The following is a 23,152-nucleotide window of genomic DNA, read 5'->3' on the forward strand; positions in this document are numbered from 1 at the left end:
TAGACCATGGATTCAAATCATAACAGAGATAAAAGAGACAGCTCGGGTCGGACTTCTCATATTTTAAATACTTCAGCCAATTTACTGGGAATTTGTTTTCTGGTCTTAACGACAATAAAAACGATGAAACTCACAGAGGGAAGTTTAATTGATGAATGTGCCGCTATTGCTATTTTCATATTTATGTCCAGCTGTATTATTTCCTTTATTGCGATGAAAAGAGGTGATCTAAGGGAAGTTAAAAGACTGGAAAATATTGCCGATATCATCTTCTTAACAGGCTTATTTGTTCTGTTTGCTGCTTCTATATTACTTGTGTTTAATCTGATATAGCGGTATGACATGACAGTCAATGCTAATTCGGTTTTTAACCGTAAATTATTGCACTGCAGCCACCATTTATAAGGGTAATAGAATGCGAAATTTCTTCCGGTATCGTTAGGTAATGGTTCGTAACTTATTCGCCCTTTCTTCGGAAAGGCTTCGGGAATTGTCTATTGTGCCTCTACTGTTTGTATACTGTTTGTCTACCTTTCCTCTACATAAACAGTAGAGGCGGAGTATAGGCATAGTAGAGGATTAGTATAAACTACCCGAGGAAGGGGCGAAGCAGACCCGAAGGGCAGTCAAATAAAACTCGAATTTGCGGAGAAAAGTTCTTGCCGTAGATAACTTGATCTTTTTTTTAGTGATGTATAAATTTTATGCTTTATTACGAAGAATGTATAAGCTAAAAGTCCAAAGAAGTCCGTAAAAGTCCTTAGTCTTCTCGAGAATGCTTGCACAACGGCTCGATAATGATAGGGAACAACTTCGGGATTGATTCGGGTGCGCTTCGACTGTTCTTCGACTCGGCTTCGACCATAAGACGAAAACGAGTCGAATAAATGGCGAACAAAATACGAACCAGTCTGCTCGCAATCTCAAAGAAATCCCGAACATCTCTCAAAAAAAAGTCGATCATTCCTAATCTATTATTAATAACATACAACAGATCGCCATCACTATGTCTTTACAATAGATCAGATTAGTTGAAAACAAGAGATTTAAGCAATTTAATCCATCAGGACAAGTCTTTGCTAGATTGGTCTAACAGAACTCTTTAAATCGCTTAAAATTAGCTTCAATATAAAGTGGTTAATTTTCAGAATGTGCTGTTCTATAGATATATTGATCAATAGATTGCAACAGTAATTTCAAGGATATATGCCTCAGAATCTTATTGCAGAAAAAAGTAATGTTTAAATGCCTTTGAAAATAATAGGATTGTTAGAAAATTACATAAATAGCATAACCTCAGGATGTTTGAGGATCGTTTTGATCAAAGGTTTTGTTTCTCCCTCAATAATGGTTTTGTAGTGCGGTTCTGGAATGAAAAGTTTAAAGGTTTTCTTTTCAATTTTTATAACAAAAATTGCACCGTGTACCACCTGCTTATCATCGATAACCATTGAAAATTCATCAACCGGTTGATTAGCAAGCTTATTCTTTTCAACTAATTTTATAAGTTTTTCCATAGCCAAAACTACATATTCTCGTCAATATAATGCGATATATTGACGAGAATATCATTAATTTTTAGCGATTAAATCTCTTAATGCAACGGAAGCGATTGCTCCTCCGAATGCAGCTGGCAGATAAGACATCGTTCCGTATGCAGATTTCTTATAGTTACTGCCATCGGTATACAACAGGGATGCTTTATCTGGCAATTCTGTAGAAAATACTGCTTTAAAACCACTTCTTATCCCATGTTTATATAACTTTTTACGGATATGATGAGCAAGTTTACAATTATAGGTTTCTCCGATATCTGCAATTTCTATTTTTGTAGGATCCATTTTTCCTCCAGCTCCCATAGAACTCACAAAACGAACTTTACGCTCTAGAGCCTGACGGATAAAAAATAATTTTGGCGTGATACTATCAATTGCTTCCACTGCATAGTCAGGATTAAGATCCAATAGATCGGAAATCTTTTCAGGAAGAACGAAATCTTCAACAATAGTCAAATCCAGTTCAGGATTTATAGATAACAACCGATCGCGCATAATCTGTGCTTTAGATTGACCATGGTTGGTTGCCAATGCTGGTAGCTGTCTGTTTCTATTAGAAGGATCTACAGTGTCGCCATCAATGATGGTCATTTTGCCAACACCGCCACGGCAGATAAATTCCGCTGCAAACGATCCTACGCCTCCCAATCCCAAAACCATGACATGAGAATTTGCCAATTTTTCTAAAGCTTCACGCCCCACTAATGCCTCTGTACGCGATAGCCAAGTTAAGTCTTTCATATTTTACTCAAATACAAGTTGATAGTTTCTTATTATGTTTTCTTTTAATTCATTTATCGATATCTTTTTCAATTGTGCTGCATAAGCGTACAATTCTCTGATATCGGCATGCGCATCATCCGTTTCCAAAAAAAGCTGTTCAAGAGGAGTCGCTACAAGCGTTTCATCTAACTTTCCCGTGAGAATTGATGAACCAAACGAAAGATAATATCCTTTTTTAAGCAATTGCTCAGCAAGTTTTTGATTCTTATTAAATCCATGAAAAATGATGTGTCCTGTGAAATTTTCACTTTTTAAAACTTGCTGTACTTCGTCAAAAGCACGGACGCAATGAATGATCAATGGCTTACCGTATTCTTTTGCTAAGCTAACTTGTTTTTGAAAAACGTCTTGCTGCACATTTAGGGGCACAGATATTACTTTATCCATACCACATTCCCCGACAGCTAGAATTTCATGATCACGAAGCAATTCTTGCAGGATCGATATGCCTTTAAAAGGGTCACTTTCACTGATGTGCCATGGGTGTAACCCCGCAGTTACTGGCGGTAAATAATGATCATCTGGATCAGCATTCAGTATAAGATTAAATACGTCAAAGCGTTCAGTCTCTGACGAGTGATGCTGATGGGTATGGATATCAATGTATATCTGTGTCATAATCAGGCGCAAATTTCAGAAAAAAAAATGATGTTTGAGAATTTTATCTACTAAAGATATAGATATTTATTGAATATGTGTATCAAGAACTTGCAACATACCATTTGCTTTTAATAAGCATTCTTGATATTCGTCTTCAGCATTTGCCTGAACGGTAATAGCACCGCCTGTCTGAAAGGACAAATATTTACTTTGTGCATTGTATAAAATGGTCCGGATCACAACATTGAAATCAAAATCACCTTCAGGACCGAAATAACCGATGGATCCTGCATATAACGAGCGTCTTGTTGCTTCAACTTGATCACAGATCTGCATGGCAGCAATTTTAGGAGCGCCGGTCATTGAACCAGCAGGGAAGGTATTTTTAATAACTTCAACATCCGCTACTTTTTCATCGATTTCACAGGTAATGGTCGAAATCATCTGATGAACGAGTTTAAATGTCTGAATTTCGAACAGACGATCTGCTTTGACAGATTTTGGTACTGCGCTTTTCGTGAGATCATTGCGAACTAAATCTACAATCATCACATTTTCAGCAATTTCTTTCGTAGAGTTTAACATAGCTTGGACGATCTTTTGATCTTCTTCAGCAGTTTTTCCTCGTTTTGCAGTTCCTTTTATAGGTTGGGAAATGAGCTGTTGATTCCTTTTCGCCAGAAATCTTTCTGGAGATGCGGAAAGGATGTAATTCTTGTTGAATTTAAAAAATGCCGCAAACGGCGTAGGGGAGATGCTGTTCAATTTTTCAAATGCCGCTACGGGATTTAAGTTGACCTGGTCAGCATAAAACTCCTGGCAGAGGTTGACTTCGTAAATATCTCCTCTTTGGATATGATCTTGCATTTTATTAAATGCAAGCATATATTCAGCCTTAGACCATCTGGTCTGTATCTGGCCATCAAAACCCACAGAACCGGTCTGCCATGTGAAATCTAAAATGGTTTGATAGATTTGAGCAGGATTTTCAGCTGTTATCCAAACGGTATTTCCAATTGTTTTGATCGTAACTGCAGGAACAAAGAAATAGGCTAATGGAAATCCTAAAGGATCATCATGATGTGTTTCCAGTTCTTCGATTTCATTTTTCAGATCGTACGAAAAAAAACCAGGAATATAAGTATCTGGATATGTGTCTATATATTTTTGAACATCCTGAAGTGTATTACCGGAAGTCGAGGTATAAGAGGAAGTTGCTTTTACTGCAATTAAGCATTCAAATGCACTCCACTGATCGCTATGTCCATTGGAATGGAGATAAGCTACTTCATCAAATTGCGCTGCCCATTGCAGCGCTTTTTGATGAAAATTATTCGTTGAATCTATAACAAAATTGTCTTCGACCCGCATTAACTATTTAGTCAATTTTAATGTTTGTTTACGATCTGGACCAACAGATAGGAATGTGATAGGCACTTCTAATGCTTTCTCTAGATACGTAATGTAATTTTGTAATGCTGCAGGGATTTCACTTTGTTGCGTGATACCAGTCAGATCTTGATTCCAGCCGTCGATTTCTTCAAGAATAGGCTCAGCCTCGTTCGTGATAATCTCATATGGCATGTAATCGATTACTTTTCCTTCATGTTTGTAGTGTGTACAAACTTTGATTTTTTCGAAAGTATCCAACACATCAGCTTTCATCATGATCAATTCGGTAACACCGTTTAACATGATGGCATATTTTAAAGCAGGAATATCAATCCAACCTGTACGACGTGCGCGACCTGTTGTTGCTCCAAATTCATGACCTAATTTACGTAAGTTTTCACCTACTTCATCATGTAATTCAGTCGGGAATGGGCCTCCACCTACGCGAGTAGCATAAGCTTTGAAGATACCATATACTGCACCAATTTTATTTGGAGCAATACCTAAACCTGTACATGCGCCCGCTGTAGTTGTATTTGAAGATGTAACGAATGGATAAGAACCAAAGTCAACATCTAACAAAGTACCTTGAGCACCTTCCGCCAATACTTTTTTACCATCCTTTAAATATTGATTCACTAAATGTTCTGAATCAACATGTGGAATAGTTTTAATGAATTCGATAGCAGCTAAGAAAGCTTCTTCTTTTTCAGAGAAATCAGGGATTTCACCGTAGTGTGATAAAATAGAAAGGTGTTTTTCTCTCAATTTTTCGTAACGCTCTTTGAAATCTGGCAATGTAGTATCACCCACACGTAGGCCATTACGACCTGTTTTATCCATATAGGTAGGACCAATACCTTTTAAGGTAGAACCAATTTTACCGTCACCCATTTTAGATTCTGAAGCAGCATCTAGTAACTGGTGAGTAGGAAGGATTAAATGCGCTTTACGAGCTAACACTAAATTTCCTTTACCTACTGGATCAAATCCAGCAGTTTTCAAATTGTCTAGTTCTCTCTTTAAGATAATCGGGTCGATAACAACACCATTTCCGATTAGGTTAAGAGTTCCTTCATTGAAGATACCCGAAGGGATCGTGTTTAAAACGAATTTTTTGTTATCAAACTCCAATGTGTGTCCGGCGTTAGGGCCGCCTTGGAAACGAGCAATTAAATCGTATTGTGGACAAAATACATCAACGATTTTACCTTTACCTTCGTCTCCCCATTGTAAGCCCAAAAGCACATCAACTTGCATAGCTTTTAAAGTATTGTGATTAAGAATTTATGTTAATTTTTTGAATTATCTAAAAACAAAATGTTCAGAAAAATGAGCAAATCATTTTCTGAACAAATGTACTATTATATTTCGCCAATCCTGAGATTAATTTGAAATAACCTCTTCTTTTGCTTTTGAGGCAGCGATTTTTTGTTGGCAATCATTACAAACACCATACAGATTTAACGAGTGATGTTTGATATCGAATTTTAATAAATCACCCATTAAGCTTTGAATCTGGTTGATACGTGGGTCACAAAATTCCACCACGATATTACATTCAATACAAATGACGTGATCGTGTTGTTTAAAGCCATAGGATTTTTCAAATTGAGCCATATTGCGCCCAAATTGATGTTTAGTAACTAAGTCACAGGATACCAACAATTCTAACGTGTTGTATACAGTGGCACGGCTAACTCGGTATTTTTTATTCTTCATATGGATGTACAATGATTCTACATCAAAGTGATCTGTACGGGAATAAATTTCTTCTAAAATAGCATAACGCTCTGGAGTTTTTCTTAGATTTTTATTTTCTAAGTAAGCTTCAAAGATCTTTTTTACTGTTGCGTAATTTTCAGCTGCGTTCATATTAATCAATAAGATTCTTTACAAATTTACCAATTTTGATTCAATTATTGTAGTATTAAAAAAATGTGATATTCAGCTGATGTTTAACTCTCAGATTCATATCGTGAAACAGTGGTAATGCCGCGCACTTGTTTAAGCGTTTTCATTAGATTTTCCAATTGTTCTGTATCATTTACAAAGACCATAATATGCCCTTCAAAAATTCCTTCGTTACTGGTAATACTTAAGGAGCGAATATTAACTTTAAACTCCTGAGATATGACGGTGGTGATCTTATTGACCAAACCAACATCATCGATACCGACAATACGTAATCCGGTCAAGAAAGATACATCTGTTTGGGATGTCCACTTAGCCTTCATAATGCGGTAACCGTAGTTCGCCATTAATTTTGATGCATTTGGACAGCTGGTACGGTGTATTTTTATACCATCGTTTACAGTTAAAAATCCAAATACATCATCTCCAGGTATTGGGTTACAACAAGGAGCAAGGGTGTAATCGATTTTCTGCAAATCATCACCTAACAAGAGGGTATCCTGATCTTTTTTACTGAATTTCTCTACTAAACCACCAATATGTGTATTAAATTGGGTGTTTTGGGTACTCAGTGTCGCATCGTTGTTTTTTTCGTGCGCCACAAATTCCCGCAATTGTTTAATATCAACGAGTCCTTTGGCTACATTATAAAACAGATCCTGCGAACTTGGAAATTTAAGGAAATTCGCAATTTTATTAATATTATCAGTGTTATAGGTAATCTTTAACGTTTTCAGCTTACGCTCCAGAATTTCTTTACCATCTTCCGCCACACGACGTCTTTCTTCTTTCAGTGAAGAACGGATTTTGGATTTTGCTTTTGCTGTCACGACAAAATTCAACCAGTCTTCTTTTGGTGTCTGTTTGCTCGATGTTATGATCTCTACTTGATCACCATTTTGCAAAACATGACTTAAAGGCACCAATTTATGGTTGACTTTTGCACCGATACAGGTTGCTCCGATATCCGAGTGGATTTCAAAGGCAAAATCTAATGCAGTGGCTTCATGTGGCAGTTGAATAAGGGCTCCTTTTGGCGTGAAAATAAAGATCTCATCGGAGAACAAATTCATTTTAAAGTCGTCCACAAAGTCCAGTGCATTCTGTTCCGGATTGCTCAGTACATCTCTAATTTTTTTGATCCACTGGTCTAACCCACTGTCCGAATTGGATTCTTTATATTTCCAGTGTGCCGCAAAACCTTTCTCCGCAATTTCATTCATGCGGCTGGTTCTGATCTGAACTTCAACCCATTGACCACGAGGTCCCATAACCGTGGTATGCAGGGATTCATATCCATTACCTTTAGGTGATGATACCCAGTCTCTTAGACGGTCGGGGTTTGGTCGGTACAGGTCGGTTACAATAGAATACACTTTCCAACATTCTGTTTTTTCACGCTCATCATCGGTATCGATGACAATACGGATCGCAAATAAATCGTAAACCTCTTCGAAAGGAATCGATTTTTTACGCATCTTGGTCCAGATGGAATGAATGGATTTGGGTCTGCCGAAAATTTGCGCCGTTATACCTTGTTCCTGTAATATTTCTTGCACAGGCTGAATAAAGTCGGAGATAAATTTCTCTCTTTCCGCCTTTTTTTCGTTAAGTTTTCGAGCGATAAACTTGTAGGTGTCGGGATCTGTGAACTTCATGGATAAGTCTTCCAATTCAGACTTGATCGCATATAATCCCAGTCTATGGGCCAATGGCGCATATAAATAACTGGTTTCTGAAGCAATTTTCAATTGCTTATCACGTGCCATAAATTCCATGGTACGCATGTTATGCAGGCGATCCGCTAGTTTGATCAAAATAACACGGACATCATCTGCCAATGTTAATAACATCTTACGGAAATTTTCTGCCTGCATGGAACTGTTCGGATCAAAAATTCCTGAAATTTTGGTCAGTCCATCAATAATACGACGCACTTTTTTACCAAACATCTGCTCGATCTCATCGAGTGTAATGTTGGTATCTTCAACCACATCGTGTAAGAGGGCACAAACTATTGAAGTTGTACCTAAACCAATTTCTTCTGCAGCTATCTGAGCTACGGCAATCGGGTGGAAAATATAAGGTTCGCCAGATTTTCGACGCATTTCTTTGTGACTTTCTAATGCGAGATCAAATGCTTTTCTGATCATCTGCTTGTCACCTCGTTGCATCGTTGGTTTACATGCGCGTAGTAATGCTCGGTATCTTTTACGTATTTCTTTATTTTCTGCTTCTATATCAATCACATAATCTTTCATAAACTTGCAGTTGCATTATGATTTTAAAAATACATTTCTTAAATTAGTTATTGTTAATTTAAAGGAATAAATAGTAAACCCGATTTATTTTTATTAAATGTAATAAATTTTTAATACTATTGACAAAAAAAGACAATTTTTAAATTGTAATGATCAGAATAAACTTACGATGGATACTATCTATACTTGCTTTTATCCCTTTTTTGGGGATGTCTCAAGCACTGACAGTACCGCTCTACGGGGAGGGGCAGCAACAAGTAATTGAAGAGTATAATATGACCACATTAGAAAGTGGCGAGAGGCTTCCTTGGTTCTTAATTCCAGAGGTCAAAATATCAAAACCAAGAATATGGACTTCGGAAGATGCTAAAAAACAGTACCTAAGGCTAAGACGAAATGTGTTAAGGGTATTGCCTTATGCTATTTTTGCTCAAAAAAGATATGATCAGTTGGACCGGGAACTTGCATTGGTTTCTGATAAAAAAGAACAGAAAAAGCTGATTGAAACATGTGAGAATGAAGTGAAGTCGATGTTTAATCGGGAAATTAAAAATATGAGTATTACACAGGGGAAAATTCTCATTAAACTTATAGACCGACAAACAGGACATTCGAGCTATGAAATGGTGAAACAGATGAAAGGTGGGTTATCTGCTTTTTTATACCAAGGGGTAGCTAAAATATTTGGACATAACCTAAAAAGTACTTACGATCCGAGAGAAGATTTTGAAATAGAAAATATCATTAGAGAATTTCAAAAAACGAGAAGAGATCCACAGTATTTTTAAAAATTATTAATTTATGAAGACAGTTTATGATTTTAAAGCCCTACAGTTCAATGGTCAAGAAAAATCATTAGCTGACTATAAGGGAAAAGTATTGCTCATTGTAAATACGGCCAGCCAATGCCTGTTTACGAGCCAATTTAAATCCTTAGAAAAACTTTACCAGACCTATAAAAATGATGGTTTTGAAATTCTTGCTTTCCCATCTAATAATTTTGGAAAACAGGAACCACTAACTGGTTATACGTTAGAGACTTTTTGTAAAATTAACCAACAAGTTCATTTTTCTGTTTTTAAACGTACACATGTCATTGGCGAATATGCTTCGCCCTTGTATCGTTATCTTGCTCAAAAGGAGGAAAATGGACATGTTTCGAGTAAACCACTATGGAATTTTCACAAATATCTGATCAATAAAAATGGAGAGGTAGTCGACTATTTTTACTCAATAACCTCACCAACGGCGTCTAGAATCAAAAAACGTGTTGAGCAATTATTATCTGAAGGGTAGAAAGAACGAAATGTTTACTACTTTTGTCTATATTTAGTTGGTTAAACATTGAAAATAGACTCGCATGATAAAACTTGATTTATTAGTAATTACTGTGCATCCGGATGATGCAGAATTAGGGGCCGGAGGTACAATAGCAAAATATGTTGCTGCGGGTAAAAAAGTAGGTATTGTAGATCTTACGAGAGGGGAACTTGGTACTCGCGGTACTGCTGAAACCAGAGATCGTGAAGCAAACGATGCAGCAGCAATATTGGGCTTAACGGTAAGAGATAACTTAGCGCTACGTGATGGTTTTTTCAATAATAGTGAAGAAGATAAGCTTGCTGTCATTCAGGCGATCCGTAAATATCAACCAGAAATTATAATCACAAATGCCATTACTGACCGCCATCCTGATCATGGCAGAGCAGGTCACATGGTGAATGAAGCATGCTTTTTGGCAGGTCTAAGGAAAATAGAAACGATAGCAGACGGAATTTTACAAGAAGCTCACCGTCCTAGATTGGTGCTGCAGATGATTCAGGATTATTATATTAAACCTGATATTGTACTGGATATCACGGATTATTATACGATTAAGGAAAAATCAATATTAGCGTATAAAACACAGTTTTATACAGGCGAAGAAACGAATCTCGACGAACCCCAGACCTATATTTCGAATCCCGATTTTATGGAATCTACAGCTGCAAGGGCGCGAGAATTTGGTAGATCGATACAGGTAAAATATGCTGAAGGGTTTACGGCAAAGAAAATATTAGGTGTTGATGATATATTTCATCTGATTTAATTTAAAATAATCAAATAAAAGCCGTTTCTTTATTATATTAAGAAACGGCTTTTGCTTTTACAGCATATATTACATGAAAAATCAACAATTCTCGCTACAGGATCGAATAAAAAGTTTTGCATATGCATTCAATGGTTTCAAAATACTGTTGATAGAAGAACATAATGCGCGTATTCATGTAGCGGCAACTATTGTGACCATTGTTGCTGGAATTTACTTTGATATCGCTGCGATTGAATGGATGATCATCTTACTCTGTATTGGTGCTGTTTTTGCGCTTGAAATAATTAATTCCGCTATTGAAAATCTTGCGGATCTGGTTTGTCAGGAAAAGAATGATTTTGTAAAAAAAGCGAAAGATCTAGCAGCTGCCGCAGTATTAACAGCAGCGATCGTTTCTGTGGTTATAGCAATGTTCATTTTTGTTCCAAAAATAATGGCGATATGGTTTTAATTAGGGCTTACGAGCTACGGGATCGGGATGTCGTACTCAATATTATGCAAGAAAATATTCCAGCTTACTTTGCTCAGGATGAAAAAGAGGATTTGAAGTATTATCTGGATTTTGAGATGCAGCAGTTTTTTGTTCTTGAAGTAGACAATAGAGTGGTGGCATGCAGTGGCATTACCGTTGAGCTGGAAGAGCATAGGGCTGTAATCTGTTGGGATATGGTCCTTCCTGCAGAACAGGGTAAGGGATATGGCAAAAAGTTGCTGGAACACCGTATAGCAATTTTAAAAGAGCTGAAAACGATCGACCGCATCATTGTCCGTACTTCGCAACGTACTTATCTATTTTATCAGAAAAATGGCTTTGTTTTAAACCAGATTGTAAAAGATTATTGGGCGAAAGATTTTGACTTATACAGTATGGAATTGCTCTCTTAATCAAGTAAATTAAATAAAAAAGAGATCAATATAAAAAGAGGGATAATTAGAGCGGCAATGATATTGAATCTGAATTTTGGAATTTGGTTTTTACGGTATAAGAAAACAGATTCTACTATTAAATAGATAATCCATAGCAGCAAAAAGATTCCCATATAAAAAATTATAGCTAAGCTATCGGCTGTACCGCAACGTCTATTTGGATCTAACTGGGACAAACCGATGGGAATGGCCATAAATAAAAGAATGATCAATGCGACTATTCTGATTAGAACGTGTTTTGTCATACAATCTTTTTTTATTAATACACATACATAAAAAAAGGTAACCTTTCTGGTTACCTTTAGCTGTTTTTTACAATCGAAATTGTTATTTCTTTTTGTCAATTTTGTAAAGACGTCCTAAATCTGTAATGGCATAAAGCGCTCCATCTTTACCTTGTGTGATATCTCTGAAGCGTTGTCCTTCTTTTGCTAATAACCTTTCTTCGCCTACGACTTTATTATCTTTAATAACTAGACGGGCAATATGCGTACTGCTTAGTCCACTGATGAATAGATTGTTTTTCCATTCAGGAATGGCATCTCCTGTATAGAATGTAATACCGCTAGGTGATAATACGGGATCCCAGTAATAAACCGGTTGCTCTAATCCTTCTTTTTGTTGGATAGGTTCTCCAATTTTTTCACCACTGTATTCTAAACCGTAAGTAATGATTGGCCAGCCGTAGTTTTTGCCAGGCTCGATACGGTTTAGTTCATCTCCACCGCGAGGACCAAATTCTGTCTCCCATAAATCACCCGTTTCAGGATGAAGTGCCAATCCTTGAACATTTCTATGTCCATAACTGTAAATTTCTGGTCTTACATCTGCTTTCCCTGCAAACGGATTACCCGCTGCTGGAGCGCCATCTGTTGTTATTCTAACAATCTTGCCTAATCCTGATTTTAGATCTTGTGCCTGAGGTCTGGTGGCTAAATCTGAACGTTCACCCGTACTTACAATTAAATTGCCTGATTTATCAAATAGGATACGCCCACCATAATGTAGTTTACCTTTGTACTTTGGTGTAGCGCGGTAAATAACTGCGACATTTTCAACTGTCTTCTCATCTGCGGCTAATTTTCCTTTACCGACAGCTGTTAGGTTTCCTTCAGCACTTGGCTCAGAAAAAACAAAATAGATCATTCGGTTTGTTTCAAAATTAGCATCTATCGTTAGTCCCAATAAACCACCTTGACCATCTGTATCCACTTTAGGTAGACCTGTTATCGGTTCAGAAACTTTACCGTCAGCAGTTGCTATTCTAAAGGTTCCTTCTTTTTCGGTAATGAGTAAACGTCCGTCCGGCAAAGAAGCAATTCCCCAAGGAGACTTCAATGTTGTATTGAGTACAACTCCTTCAAATGGTGTAGTGGTTTTTACAGCAGCGATACGGGTCTGGCCTTCAAAGGCAGGTTTATATTTTGTATTTGCCGCATTCGTTTCTACAGCAGGATATATACTATCTACTGTATTATTGTTCGCTTCAGCACCTGTAGTACCGTTAGAACAAGAATATAATGCGAAAGAACTAATCAGGATTGTGGCTAATTTACTTTTCATAGACAAATTGAATTGTTTCATATCATATAAAAATATAAATAATTTATTTAAAAATTACATGCAAAGCGTTTTATCATGAAATAAAGCCTTTTACATACTGACGTGTAATTTCATGTTTGGGATTTAACAGTACTTCTTCTGTTTTTCCAAATTCAAGAATTTCGCCGCCATAAACAAAAATGATATAATCAGAAACACGGCGTGCTTGTCTCAGAATATGCGTGACCAACACAATGGTATAATCTTTCTTGAGTTCAATAAGTAGATTTTCGATCGTCTGCGTCGATATTGGATCTAATGCAGAGGTTGATTCATCGCCTAAAATAATCTCAGGCTTGACGGCAAGCCCACGTGCCAGGCATAGACGCTGCTGCTGCCCAATGGAAAGTCGTGTCGCGGATTGATCCAGCCGATCTTTCACCTCTTCCCAAAGTCCGACATTCTTCAACTGTGTTTCTACGATCTCATTTAATTCCTTTTTTCCTCTTGTCCCATGGATACGAGGGCCATAAGCGACATTGTCATATATCGACATCGGCAACGGAAATGGTTTTTGAGATAGTAAGCCCATTTTTTTTCGAATATGTGTTACTTCGGCATTTGGGGCATATATATCTTCGCCATTGACAAATACAGAGCCCGACACCTGAACTCCTTTCGTATCATCAATAAGTCGGTTTAAGGTTTTCAGTAACGTCGTTTTCCCACAACCAGAAGGACCGATGATCGAGGTAATGCTGTTATTAGGCAACGACAGATTGATGTTTTTCAAAATATGATGACCGTCAATATGAATATTCAAATCCTGTATCTGAATATGCGGTTGAATAGCCGGTCTTACAATTTGTGTTTGTTCTGTTTCGCTGATAGGATGTGCGTGCATATGACAATAATTAGAATAATAAAAGTTAAGATAAGTGCTGATGCGTAAGCACGGCCTTGAACTTCTGGAATAGGACTGCTCAACTGGAAGAAGATCGCTAATGGCAATGTTGCGGCGGGTTCGTCAATATAACGGGGTAAATTGTCGCTAAATCCTGTTGTTAACAAAACTCCGGCAACATCTCCGATAGATCTTCCAAATGCAAGTAAGATTGCGGTAAATATTCCTTGTTTAATGTGTAAAATAAAAACTTTTGCGACTTCCCATTTGGTCGCACCTAAAGATAAAGTAACATGTTTTAAGTCTGTGGGAACTGTTTTGATGATTTCATCGACTGTTCGCACCACAATTGGTATCGTTAGCAGTGTAATGGTGATAATTCCACCTAAAAGGGATGCGCGGATGCCAAAATAAACCATAATGGTAAATCCTACAGCTCCGTATACGATAGAAGGAATTCCGTACAGGATATCAAACATTAATTTCGAGTACTGCGCTAGTCTCGATGATGTTTTGATGTATATATTTAAATATAAGGCGATCGGCACACCGATTAAGGTCGCCAATATAGTTGCTACACCTGCAAGGTATAGGGATCCTAATATGGCATTTAAAATACCACCTTCTTTACCCATGTAAAAGCCGCCCTTTGGTAATTGACTCACCATTTCCCAAGATAAATAAGGTAAACCTTTATATAAGATGGTGCCGATTATAAAAAAAAGTGAACCGGTAACCAACATTCCGGAAAGATGCATGAAACCTTTTGCAACTTTCTCTTTAAAAAGTCTTGTTTTAAGATTATCCATTATGCTTGCCCTCCAATCTGTTTAATATGATGCGTGAAATGAGGTTGAATCCGAAAATAATAACGAAAAGGAGTAAGGCTGAAAACATCAATGCCGAATCGTATAATGGAATTGACATCATTTCCCCAAAATTGTTTGCAATGAGTGCGGGAATAGGATAACCAGCATCAAATATGGATGTCGGTATTTTGGGAACATTACCACAGACCATCAAAACTGCAATTGTTTCGCCGAATGCTCTGGAGATCGCCAATACAATTGCTGCTATTATACCAGGTTTTGCTCTTCTAAGTATGACTTTTTGGGCAGTTTCCCATTTGGTAGCGCCCAAAGACAGTGATGCTGCTTTAAGTTCTGCCGGTACCGTTTTTAAAACCTCGACCATAATACTGATCATGATCGGGAAAATCATCACTGCGAGTACGATTCCTCCAGCCAAAACAGTGTAACCCGAAGTAGAAACTGCAAAAATGGGCGCAATATAAGATTGTATTGCAGGTACGATAAATAATACACCCCAAACCCCGTATAACACAGGAGGAATGGCTGCCAGAACATTGATAAGCGGTAATATGACATTTTTCAAGGTGTCTGACGCATACTCTGTTAAGTAAATAGAGGTTAAGATACAGAGTGGGCATGAAATCAATAGTGCAACCAATGTGACACTGAGTGTGCCCATAATAAACGGTAGGAAACCAAAACTTCCTTTCATAGGTGCCCACACATGATTTGTCAATAGTTCAAGAATGTTAAACGATTCAAATAAGGGTACTGATTTAAAAGTCAGTCCGATACCGATTATAATGACCACTGAAAGTGAAATGAGCAACAAAACAAAACTGACCTGTTTTGCGATTGCATTTTTTAATAACCTTGTTTTTAGCATATTACAGTTTAATCAGTTCTTTATTAATTAACGACTCTGTTAATGGCACATATCCATTTTCCAATAAATAACTCTGCGATTTTTTCTTTAGCACAAATGAAATGAATTCTTTAACGAGCAAATTATCAGGCTTCCCTTTTGTGATAAACGAAAGATCTCTGGCTGGTGGGCTAGGGTAATGGTTGTTACTGACAGCATCCGTTAAATCATCTATGGTACTATAAAAATCTTCGTTTTCACTGATCTGCCCATCTGCATTTAGATCGATTGGCAAGACATCAATTTTATCCATTACTTTTTTTGTTTTTAAGTCATAGACGTAATTGATGTTGTTAAATCCTATGGCATTTTTATCGTCTTTAATTGCCTGTGCAATTCCTGGATCACCAAAGATTCCCACGCCTTTTAAATCCTCCTGCTTACTTTTAAAGAAATTGGCCCAAGTTTCGGCGGCACCGGCGGCATCAGCACGTGTGTACACGATCACCGGATCTTTTGAAAATCGCGCGTCGATCTCGTTCCAGTTTTTATATTTTTTATTGATAAATATATTTTTGAGTTCCGCATGGGTCAAACCACGTTCTTTAAGTAAGGTATAATTTGGATTTTCAGCATTAATGGTACAGATCACAGCATCTTTAGCAACATGGATAGGAAAGGCGCCTTTTGCTATTTCCTGTGGATGAAGATCGCGGGAAATAAGTCCGATGTCGACCATACCGGTCAATGCATCTGCAATTCCTTTGCCTGCTCCGCCAGCTGAAATATTAAAACGCACATGTGGATGTTCCTTTTTAAACTCTTCACTCCATAAGACTACTAAAGGATAGAGTGCAAACGCTCCAGATAAGGAAATATTACCTTCAAATCCTCTTTCTTTTGTATAGCCATTCTCTATTTTAGGAGCACACGCGTTATTCGTAAGTAACAACAATAAGCTTAATATAAGTATATTACGGTTGTTTTTTTTCATTTTATCTATCTCTATAGGATTGGTCTACAATAATATTTTTGACAAATATATATTAATTTAATAGATTTTATAGATTATATAGTTTTTTTTTCTACTTTTGAACCAAATAGAAGAGAATACAGACCAATAAATAGAATTTCAGCATATGCAAAGTTTCCGTACAGAGCTTGAAAACCCTGTGGTTGAGCAAGAGATTATTGATTTAGAAAAGAAAATTAGACTTTTTCAGGAAGGGAAAATTACGGATGAAAAATTTCGTTCGTTGCGCCTTGCAAGAGGGGTTTACGGTCAACGTCAACCTGGAGTGCAAATGGTGCGTATTAAATTACCTTTTGGAAAAGCAACTTTCAAACAAGTGATTAAAATATCTGATGTATCGGATGAATATGCGATTCGTAATCTGCATATCACGACCCGTCAGGATATTCAGATACACTTTGTTAGTCTAGATCGCACACCAGAGTTATGGGCCAAATTGGCAGAGGATGATATTACTTTACGTGAAGCCTGTGGTAATACTGTGCGTAACGTAACTGCATCACCTACAGCCGGAATAGATCCACAAGAACCTTTTGATGTTTCTCCGTATGCGCAGGCCGTTTTCGAATTTTGTTTAAGAAACCCGATCTGTGCGGAAATGGGTCGTAAATTTAAGATGTCATTTTCTTCATCAGATGATGATACTGCTTTTTCATATATCCATGATCTTGGCTTTATTCCTAAAATACAGGTTATTGATGGTAAAGAAGAACGTGGTTTTAAAGTTCTGTTAGGTGGTGGATTGGGTTCTCAACCTTTTCTAGCGCACTTGGTACATGAATTTTTACATGAAGATCAGTTGATTCCGTTTGTTGAATCTTCTTTACGTGTATTTGACCGCTATGGCGAGCGTAATAATAGAAATAAAGCACGCTTTAAATACCTGATCCAAAAATTGGGTATTGATGAAGTGTTAAGATTAATTGCTGAAGAACGCGTTGCTAATCATGTAAAATCTTTTCAGATCAACCGCGATACGATCACGCAACCGACTCCACCGGATACGGATGCCGTGGAAAGTTTATCTTTGGATTTAGATCCGGATTACCTGATCTGGAAGTCAACAAATACTTTTGAGCAAAAGCAGCAAGGTTTTTATGGTGTATTTGCTAAAATATCTACGGGCGATCTTCCAACTGAAAAAGCACGAGTTTTGGTTGCTGGACTGGAAGGTCTGGTTGCCGACGAAATTCGTTTCACTCAGAATCAGGGATTGTTGCTTAAGTATGCTACCGAGAAAACGCTTCCTCATATTTTTAAATTATTGACGAAGCTTGAGTTGGCTTCTCCTGGATTTGAAAGCACGTCTGATGTGACGACCTGCCCAGGTACGGATACATGTAATCTGGGTATTTCAAACAGTACAGAGATGGCACGGGTTATTGAGTCATACATTCGTGATTTTTACGCAGATTTTGTTTACAACCGTGAACTGAAGATCAAAATTTCAGGCTGTATGAACTCTTGTGGACAGCATGGATTGGCGCATCTAGGTTTTCATGGAAGTTCTGTAAAAGCAAACGGTAAAGTCGTTCCTGCTGCACAGGTCATGATCGGTGGTGGTACTGTTGGTGATGGTGTAGGTCGTGTGGCCGAAAGAATTATCAAAGTACCTACCAAAAGAGTGCTGCACGTGGTTGACCTGATTTTAACGGATTATAAAAAGAATGTTCAGGAAGGTGAAAATTTTCATGCTTACTATGACCGTCAGACTAAAAACTATTTCTACACCTTATTGAAACCTCTTGCTGATCTAACAACATTATCTGATGATGAATATATTGATTGGGGTCATCAGGAGACTTTTGAAACAGCGATCGGTGTGGGTGAATGTGCGGGTGTCATGATTGACCTTGTTGCTACTTTGATCTTTGAAGCTGAAGAAAAAAGAGCTTGGGCGGTTTCTGCTCTTGAGGAGAAAAAGTATGCGGATGCTATTTATCATGCCTACAGTACTTTTATAGGTTGTGCTAAAGCATTATTATTGGATAAAGGTGTTAATGTGAGTTCACAGCATGCTGTGATCCAGGAGTTCCAAGCGCAATTTGTGGAACAACATATTTTTGAATTGGAAACTACGTTCCCAGAACTGGTTTTGCAAATAAATAAGAATGAGCCTACTCCAGAGTTTGCTGAAAACTACCTTGAGAGCTTGAATACATTCTTTAACGCTGTGTATGAGTATAGAAATGCGGTGAAAGTTAATTAATGAGGAGGATAGAAGATGAATATTAAACCAAAAGTAACTTTGGTCGGAGCGGGTCCTGGTGATCCTGAATTGATCAGCTTAAAAGGTATAAAAGCGATAAAGGCAGCGGATGTAATTTTATACGATGCTTTAGTGGATGAGAGTTTATTGGATTTTGCCAGTGCAAACTGCACGAAGGTATATGTTGGGAAAAGAGCGGAACAGCTTTCTACTTCACAAGATCAGATCAACCAGTTACTGGTCGATTATGCGCTGACTCATGGTCATGTGGTACGATTAAAAGGCGGAGATCCATTTGTATTTGGACGTGGTGGTGAAGAACTTGATTTTATTAATCAATATGATATCGAAACAGCGGTTATTCCGGGTATTTCCTCTAGTATCGGATTAACGGGCCTCCAAAAGATTCCTTTAACTTATCGCGGTATCAGTGAAAGTTTTTGGGTGATAACTGGCTCTACAACTGAAGGGAAACTCTCAGAGGACTTGTATGCAGCTGTTAAAACAAATGCAACAGTAGTGGTGCTGATGGGATTTGGTAAGCTAACAGAAATAGTCGCATTATACAAACAGCATGGTAAAGAAAATCTGCCTATTGCATTGATTCAAAATGGCTCTATGCCAAATGAAAAAATTATTATCGGTACGATTGACGATATACTGGACGAAACACAGGAAAAGCGTATTGGTGTACCGGCTATTATTGTTTTGGGCGAAGTTGTTTCTAAGCATCCGAATTTTAAACATATTATAGAAAAATACGCAACTGTTTAAATGAATACGCTATTTCCAATTTTTGTCAAACCAGATCAGATTCACATTTTATTAGTGGGAGGTGGACCGATCGGGTTAGAGAAATTTCAAGCAATCATTCAGAATAATGATAAAGCGCATATAACAGTAATTGCGACTAAAATATGTCATGAATTTAAAATCATCATGACGCAATATAAGCATATCGTTTTTGAAGAGCGTGATTTTGTGGAATCGGATCTTGATGAAAAACATCTCGTGATGCTGGCAACAAACAATCATGAACTTAATGATCAAATAAGAGCGTTAGCGAGTTCAAAACATATTTTGCTAAATGCGGCAGATAAACCGGAACTATGTGACTTCTATCTTGGATCGATCGTTAAAAAAGGTAATTTGAAAATTGCGATTTCAACGAACGGTAAATCCCCGACAATTGCAAAAAGAGTAAAGGAGTTTTTACAGGAAATGCTTCCTGAGGAGATTGATGAAACATTGGAATTGATGAGCCAGTTGCGGAATCAATTAAAAGGTGATTTTCAGTCAAAAGTCACGGCGCTGAATAAACATACAAAATCATTAATTGAGAGAGATGGAAATTAGTGGAATTAAAGAACTTTTATCAGGAAAACAGGGAGCGGATCTGCTTCAGGTTATTACTGAACAATATCCTGATCAGGTTGTATTTTCGACATCTTTCGGTATCGAAGATCAGATTATTACAGATTGGATAGGAAAGAGCAAAGTGAATATCAAAGTTTTTACTTTGGATACGGGAAGACTTTTTAAGGAGACTTATTCGTTATGGAGCAGAACTGCTGAGCGCTATGCGCTAAAAATTGATACGTACTACCCGAATACCGAAAAGGTTCAGGAATTTGTTTCTGAAAAGGGGCCGAACTCATTTTATGAGTCTGTTGAAAATAGAAAATCTTGTTGCTACATACGCAAAATAGAGCCTTTACAGCGGGCTTTGCGAGGTGCCAAAATTTGGATAACAGGAATTAGAGCGGAGCAATCGGCGAATCGTCACGATATGGAGTATATCGAGTATGATGAGGGGAATAATATTATCAAAATTCATCCGCTATTTGACTGGACTTTTGAGATGGTTACCAATTATATTAAAAGCGAGCGTATACCTTACAATATACTGCACGATAAGGGTTTTCCGAGCATAGGATGTGAGCCCTGTACCCGGGCTGTTCAGGAGGGTGAAGATTTTCGCGCCGGCCGATGGTGGTGGGAAGATCAGAGTAAAAAAGAGTGTGGATTACATGTGACAACAAAATAAAGCAAGATTAAATGGATTATTTAGATCAACTAGAAGCAGAATCAATCTATATATTACGTGAAGTGGCCGGGCAATTTGAAAATCCTGCGCTCTTATTTTCTGGTGGAAAAGATTCTATTACTTTGGTTCATTTGGCATTAAAAGCATTTAGACCGGGTAAATTTCCTTTTCCACTGGTGCATATTGATACAGGTCACAATTTTCCGGAAACCATTGCATACCGCGATTGGTTAGTAGAACAGATCGGTGAAAAACTGATCGTAGGACATGTGCAAGATAGTATCGATGCTGGTAAAGTTGTTGAGCAGAAGGGAAAAAATGCCAGCAGAAATGCTTTACAGACGGTGACTTTACTGGATACAATTGCTGAAAATGGTTTTGACGCCTGTATTGGCGGGGCACGTCGTGATGAGGAGAAAGCAAGGGCTAAAGAACGTGTATTCTCTGTTCGTGATGAATTTGGACAGTGGGATCCGAAGCGCCAACGTCCTGAATTATGGAATATCTTTAACGGAAAAATCAATAAGGGCGAAAATGTCCGCGTATTTCCAATATCAAACTGGACGGAACTGGATGTTTGGAATTACATCAAACGGGAGAATATTAAACTTCCAAGTATTTACTTCAGTCACGAGCGTGAAGTGATCACCCGGAATGGCCAATTAATGGCAGCTGCGTCTTTCTTAAACATCGATGAAGAGGATGTTGTGGAAACAAAATCAGTCCGATTTAGAACAGTCGGTGATATGACCTGTACTGCAGCTGTGGACTCGCAGGCTACTGCCTTAGATGATATCATTGCCGAAATAAAAGCTTCTACAGTAAGTGAGCGTGGTGCCCGTATGGATGATAAAGTTTCTGAAGCGGCAATGGAAGACCGAAAAAAACAGGGGTACTTCTAAGGAGCAATGCAATAAGGTTTGGTGACTAATACAAAAATCTAGAAAATGAAAATTTTAAAATTTATAACGGCTGGTTCTGTTGATGATGGTAAAAGCACATTGATCGGCCGTTTATTATATGATACAGATTCGATACTGGACGATCAACTGGAAGCGATAAAAAAGGCTAACCGCAAAAATAATGATGGGACTGTGGATCTAGCAATTTTGACCGACGGATTGAAAGCTGAACGTGAACAGGGAATTACGATCGATGTTGCTTATAAATACTTTCAAACAGAGCACCGCAAATTTATCATTGCTGATGCACCGGGACACATACAGTACACACGCAATATGATAACAGGGGCTTCTAACTCTGATCTCATCATTATATTGGTCGATGCGCGTAAAGGGGTTATTGAGCAAACAAAGCGTCATTCTTTTTTAGCAAAACTACTTGAACTTAAAAAAGTTTTAGTGTGTATCAATAAAATGGATATGGTGGATTATAGCCAGGAAGTGTTTGAAAACATTAAAGCTGATTATCAGACCTTAGCGGAACGTTTAAAATTGACTGATGTTGATTTTATGCCGGTTTCTGCACTGAAAGGTGACAATATTGTGCATCCTTCGGAACATTTGACTTGGTATGAGGGACCTTCTTTATTGTCTTATCTCGAGACGATAGAATTTAAAGAGGCAGATCAGCAAGCTTGGCGTTTACCGGTACAATGGGTGGTAAGGCCACAGACCGAGGAGTTACATGACTACAGGGGATATGCTGGACGTGTTGTTGGTCATGGTCTAAAAGTAGGAGATGATGTGCTAATTTTACCTTCTTCTATTAAAAGTAGCATCAAAAGTATTGAACTGGCTGGAGTAAATCTGCAGGAAGCGGAAGATGGCCAGTCGGTTATTGTCCATCTTGCAGATCATGTTGATATCAGCCGTGGTGATACCATTGTAACGGCTCAAAATTCGGGTCTGGTGGAACGTAATTTTGAAGCGAATATCTGCTGGTTTGACAACAAGGCTCTGGATACGAATCAAATTTATTTGTTTCAGAATTTCGGTAGAACGACAAAAGTGAAAATAAATGAAATCATTCATAAAGTGGATATCAACAACCAGGAATATAAGTATGGTGAAGGGATAGCTCTTAATGATATAGGCCGTGTACAGATTAAGGCCGCTGAAGATATCTCGTTTGATCTTTACCAGGATCACCAGGCAACCGGCAGGGGCATTATCATTGACCCGCGCACTAACGTAACAGTTGCGGCTGTTATGATTGAAAGCGTTGCTTAGCAGGCGAGGGGGATAGAAAGTCA

Annotated in this window: 24 protein-coding genes; 12 read left to right on the forward strand and 12 right to left on the reverse strand. The window is 37.8% G+C overall.

Features of this window, described 5'->3' with window-relative positions:
• Positions 1 to 123: 123 nt before the first annotated feature.
• Positions 124 to 333, forward strand: coding sequence for a hypothetical protein (locus tag WH188_RS14645; protein ID WP_231577848.1), 210 nt, complete (start codon positions 124 to 126; stop codon positions 331 to 333).
• Between the two features lie 944 nt (positions 334 to 1,277).
• Here WH188_RS14645 and WH188_RS14650 read toward each other — a convergent pair.
• The 7 genes from WH188_RS14650 to WH188_RS14680 form a co-directional block, all read right to left on the reverse strand.
• The gene (locus tag WH188_RS14650; RefSeq protein ID WP_132768188.1) at positions 1,278 to 1,517 is read right to left on the reverse strand and encodes a hypothetical protein; all 240 of its coding nucleotides are present in this window, start codon (positions 1,515 to 1,517) and stop codon (positions 1,278 to 1,280) included.
• A gap of 54 nt (positions 1,518 to 1,571) precedes the next feature.
• The gene (locus WH188_RS14655) at positions 1,572 to 2,297 is read right to left on the reverse strand and encodes a tRNA threonylcarbamoyladenosine dehydratase (protein ID WP_132768190.1); all 726 of its coding nucleotides are present in this window, start codon (positions 2,295 to 2,297) and stop codon (positions 1,572 to 1,574) included.
• A 3-nt stretch (positions 2,298 to 2,300) separates the two neighbouring features.
• The gene (locus WH188_RS14660) at positions 2,301 to 2,957 is read right to left on the reverse strand and encodes a TatD family hydrolase (protein ID WP_339424244.1); all 657 of its coding nucleotides are present in this window, start codon (positions 2,955 to 2,957) and stop codon (positions 2,301 to 2,303) included.
• A 66-nt stretch (positions 2,958 to 3,023) separates the two neighbouring features.
• Positions 3,024 to 4,310: an anthranilate synthase component I family protein gene (locus WH188_RS14665; RefSeq protein WP_339424245.1), complete on the reverse strand. Its 1,287-nt coding sequence runs from the start codon at positions 4,308 to 4,310 to the stop codon at positions 3,024 to 3,026.
• A gap of 3 nt (positions 4,311 to 4,313) precedes the next feature.
• Complete coding sequence (locus tag WH188_RS14670; RefSeq protein ID WP_132768196.1) at positions 4,314 to 5,591, reverse strand: adenylosuccinate synthase; 1,278 nt, start codon at positions 5,589 to 5,591, stop codon at positions 4,314 to 4,316.
• Between the two features lie 126 nt (positions 5,592 to 5,717).
• On the reverse strand, positions 5,718 to 6,206 hold the full coding sequence (locus WH188_RS14675) for a Fur family transcriptional regulator (RefSeq protein WP_021190674.1): 489 nt from the start codon (positions 6,204 to 6,206) through the stop codon (positions 5,718 to 5,720).
• An 83-nt stretch (positions 6,207 to 6,289) separates the two neighbouring features.
• Entirely contained in the window at positions 6,290 to 8,506 is a 2,217-nt protein-coding gene (locus WH188_RS14680; RefSeq protein ID WP_132768198.1) for a RelA/SpoT family protein, read from the reverse strand.
• Positions 8,507 to 8,655: 149 nt separating this feature from the next.
• Between WH188_RS14680 and WH188_RS14685 the strand changes: the two genes are divergently transcribed.
• The 5 genes from WH188_RS14685 to WH188_RS14705 all read left to right on the forward strand — a co-directional run bounded on the left by WH188_RS14685 (position 8,656) and on the right by WH188_RS14705 (position 11,483).
• The gene (locus WH188_RS14685) at positions 8,656 to 9,294 is read left to right on the forward strand and encodes a DUF4294 domain-containing protein (protein ID WP_339424246.1); all 639 of its coding nucleotides are present in this window, start codon (positions 8,656 to 8,658) and stop codon (positions 9,292 to 9,294) included.
• A 13-nt stretch (positions 9,295 to 9,307) separates the two neighbouring features.
• On the forward strand, positions 9,308 to 9,802 hold the full coding sequence (locus WH188_RS14690) for a glutathione peroxidase (protein WP_339424247.1): 495 nt from the start codon (positions 9,308 to 9,310) through the stop codon (positions 9,800 to 9,802).
• 67 nt (positions 9,803 to 9,869) lie between these two features.
• Positions 9,870 to 10,595 carry a bacillithiol biosynthesis deacetylase BshB1 gene (bshB1, locus tag WH188_RS14695; protein WP_168127053.1) on the forward strand — a complete coding sequence of 242 codons (726 nt, stop codon included), beginning with the start codon at positions 9,870 to 9,872 and terminating at the stop codon, positions 10,593 to 10,595.
• A 73-nt stretch (positions 10,596 to 10,668) separates the two neighbouring features.
• A complete protein-coding gene (locus tag WH188_RS14700; RefSeq protein ID WP_021188194.1) occupies positions 10,669 to 11,049 on the forward strand; it encodes a diacylglycerol kinase family protein in 381 nt (126 codons plus the stop codon).
• Positions 11,040 to 11,483, forward strand: coding sequence for a GNAT family N-acetyltransferase (locus WH188_RS14705; RefSeq protein ID WP_021188195.1), 444 nt, complete (start codon positions 11,040 to 11,042; stop codon positions 11,481 to 11,483). The genes WH188_RS14700 and WH188_RS14705 overlap by 10 nt, the downstream gene beginning before the upstream one ends.
• 369 nt (positions 11,484 to 11,852) lie before the next feature.
• Here the strand turns inward: WH188_RS14705 and WH188_RS14710 are convergent, their stop codons facing one another.
• From WH188_RS14710 to WH188_RS14730, 5 genes are all read right to left on the reverse strand, one after another.
• Positions 11,853 to 13,088: a PQQ-dependent sugar dehydrogenase gene (locus WH188_RS14710; RefSeq protein WP_339424248.1), complete on the reverse strand. Its 1,236-nt coding sequence runs from the start codon at positions 13,086 to 13,088 to the stop codon at positions 11,853 to 11,855.
• 73 nt (positions 13,089 to 13,161) lie between these two features.
• A complete protein-coding gene (locus WH188_RS14715; protein WP_339424249.1) occupies positions 13,162 to 13,971 on the reverse strand; it encodes a phosphate ABC transporter ATP-binding protein in 810 nt (269 codons plus the stop codon).
• Entirely contained in the window at positions 13,926 to 14,780 is an 855-nt protein-coding gene (locus tag WH188_RS14720) for a PstA family ABC transporter permease (RefSeq protein WP_339424250.1), read from the reverse strand. Before WH188_RS14720 ends, WH188_RS14715 begins: the two co-directional genes overlap by 46 nt.
• On the reverse strand, positions 14,773 to 15,669 hold the full coding sequence (gene pstC, locus WH188_RS14725; RefSeq protein ID WP_021188200.1) for a phosphate ABC transporter permease subunit PstC: 897 nt from the start codon (positions 15,667 to 15,669) through the stop codon (positions 14,773 to 14,775). The genes WH188_RS14720 and pstC overlap by 8 nt, the downstream gene beginning before the upstream one ends.
• A 1-nt stretch (position 15,670) precedes the next feature.
• Positions 15,671 to 16,642, reverse strand: coding sequence for a PstS family phosphate ABC transporter substrate-binding protein (locus tag WH188_RS14730; protein WP_339424251.1), 972 nt, complete (start codon positions 16,640 to 16,642; stop codon positions 15,671 to 15,673).
• Between the two features lie 145 nt (positions 16,643 to 16,787).
• On the opposite strand from WH188_RS14730, the gene WH188_RS14735 reads away from it, so the two are divergent.
• The 6 genes from WH188_RS14735 to WH188_RS14760 are packed head-to-tail and all read left to right on the forward strand — an operon-like array spanning position 16,788 to position 23,129.
• On the forward strand, positions 16,788 to 18,890 hold the full coding sequence (locus WH188_RS14735) for a HEPN domain-containing protein (RefSeq protein WP_339424252.1): 2,103 nt from the start codon (positions 16,788 to 16,790) through the stop codon (positions 18,888 to 18,890).
• A gap of 15 nt (positions 18,891 to 18,905) precedes the next feature.
• On the forward strand, positions 18,906 to 19,664 hold the full coding sequence (gene cobA / locus WH188_RS14740; protein WP_132768214.1) for a uroporphyrinogen-III C-methyltransferase: 759 nt from the start codon (positions 18,906 to 18,908) through the stop codon (positions 19,662 to 19,664).
• Complete coding sequence (locus tag WH188_RS14745) at positions 19,665 to 20,246, forward strand: precorrin-2 dehydrogenase/sirohydrochlorin ferrochelatase family protein (protein ID WP_132768216.1); 582 nt, start codon at positions 19,665 to 19,667, stop codon at positions 20,244 to 20,246. It begins immediately after the preceding gene.
• A complete protein-coding gene (locus tag WH188_RS14750) occupies positions 20,236 to 20,937 on the forward strand; it encodes a phosphoadenylyl-sulfate reductase (protein ID WP_183913025.1) in 702 nt (233 codons plus the stop codon). Before WH188_RS14745 ends, WH188_RS14750 begins: the two co-directional genes overlap by 11 nt.
• 11 nt (positions 20,938 to 20,948) lie before the next feature.
• A complete protein-coding gene (cysD, locus tag WH188_RS14755) occupies positions 20,949 to 21,839 on the forward strand; it encodes a sulfate adenylyltransferase subunit CysD (protein WP_132768218.1) in 891 nt (296 codons plus the stop codon).
• 45 nt (positions 21,840 to 21,884) lie between these two features.
• Positions 21,885 to 23,129, forward strand: coding sequence for a sulfate adenylyltransferase subunit 1 (locus WH188_RS14760; protein WP_339424253.1), 1,245 nt, complete (start codon positions 21,885 to 21,887; stop codon positions 23,127 to 23,129).
• Positions 23,130 to 23,152: the final 23 nt, after the last annotated feature.

The organism is Sphingobacterium sp. MYb388 (genome assembly GCF_037479535.1).
Lineage (GTDB): Bacteria > Bacteroidota > Bacteroidia > Sphingobacteriales > Sphingobacteriaceae > Sphingobacterium > Sphingobacterium anhuiense.

Coding starts and splice junctions, on each gene's coding strand:
- WH188_RS14720 (WP_339424250.1), bottom strand. CDS start 14,780: ATGGATAATCTTAAAACAAGACTTTTTAAAGAGAAAGTTGCAAAAGGT.
- WH188_RS14650 (WP_132768188.1), bottom strand. CDS start 1,517: ATGGAAAAACTTATAAAATTAGTTGAAAAGAATAAGCTTGCTAATCAA.
- WH188_RS14745 (WP_132768216.1), top strand. CDS start 19,665: ATGAATACGCTATTTCCAATTTTTGTCAAACCAGATCAGATTCACATT.
- cobA (WP_132768214.1), top strand. CDS start 18,906: ATGAATATTAAACCAAAAGTAACTTTGGTCGGAGCGGGTCCTGGTGAT.
- WH188_RS14665 (WP_339424245.1), bottom strand. CDS start 4,310: ATGCGGGTCGAAGACAATTTTGTTATAGATTCAACGAATAATTTTCAT.
- WH188_RS14670 (WP_132768196.1), bottom strand. CDS start 5,591: ATGCAAGTTGATGTGCTTTTGGGCTTACAATGGGGAGACGAAGGTAAA.
- WH188_RS14675 (WP_021190674.1), bottom strand. CDS start 6,206: ATGAACGCAGCTGAAAATTACGCAACAGTAAAAAAGATCTTTGAAGCT.
- WH188_RS14685 (WP_339424246.1), top strand. CDS start 8,656: ATGATCAGAATAAACTTACGATGGATACTATCTATACTTGCTTTTATC.
- WH188_RS14645 (WP_231577848.1), top strand. CDS start 124: ATGAAACTCACAGAGGGAAGTTTAATTGATGAATGTGCCGCTATTGCT.
- cysD (WP_132768218.1), top strand. CDS start 20,949: ATGGATTATTTAGATCAACTAGAAGCAGAATCAATCTATATATTACGT.
- WH188_RS14730 (WP_339424251.1), bottom strand. CDS start 16,642: ATGAAAAAAAACAACCGTAATATACTTATATTAAGCTTATTGTTGTTA.
- WH188_RS14760 (WP_339424253.1), top strand. CDS start 21,885: ATGAAAATTTTAAAATTTATAACGGCTGGTTCTGTTGATGATGGTAAA.
- WH188_RS14715 (WP_339424249.1), bottom strand. CDS start 13,971: ATGCACGCACATCCTATCAGCGAAACAGAACAAACACAAATTGTAAGA.
- WH188_RS14660 (WP_339424244.1), bottom strand. CDS start 2,957: ATGACACAGATATACATTGATATCCATACCCATCAGCATCACTCGTCA.
- pstC (WP_021188200.1), bottom strand. CDS start 15,669: ATGCTAAAAACAAGGTTATTAAAAAATGCAATCGCAAAACAGGTCAGT.
- WH188_RS14710 (WP_339424248.1), bottom strand. CDS start 13,088: ATGAAAAGTAAATTAGCCACAATCCTGATTAGTTCTTTCGCATTATAT.
- WH188_RS14690 (WP_339424247.1), top strand. CDS start 9,308: ATGAAGACAGTTTATGATTTTAAAGCCCTACAGTTCAATGGTCAAGAA.
- WH188_RS14680 (WP_132768198.1), bottom strand. CDS start 8,506: ATGAAAGATTATGTGATTGATATAGAAGCAGAAAATAAAGAAATACGT.
- WH188_RS14705 (WP_021188195.1), top strand. CDS start 11,040: ATGGTTTTAATTAGGGCTTACGAGCTACGGGATCGGGATGTCGTACTC.
- WH188_RS14700 (WP_021188194.1), top strand. CDS start 10,669: ATGAAAAATCAACAATTCTCGCTACAGGATCGAATAAAAAGTTTTGCA.
- WH188_RS14750 (WP_183913025.1), top strand. CDS start 20,236: ATGGAAATTAGTGGAATTAAAGAACTTTTATCAGGAAAACAGGGAGCG.
- WH188_RS14655 (WP_132768190.1), bottom strand. CDS start 2,297: ATGAAAGACTTAACTTGGCTATCGCGTACAGAGGCATTAGTGGGGCGT.
- WH188_RS14735 (WP_339424252.1), top strand. CDS start 16,788: ATGCAAAGTTTCCGTACAGAGCTTGAAAACCCTGTGGTTGAGCAAGAG.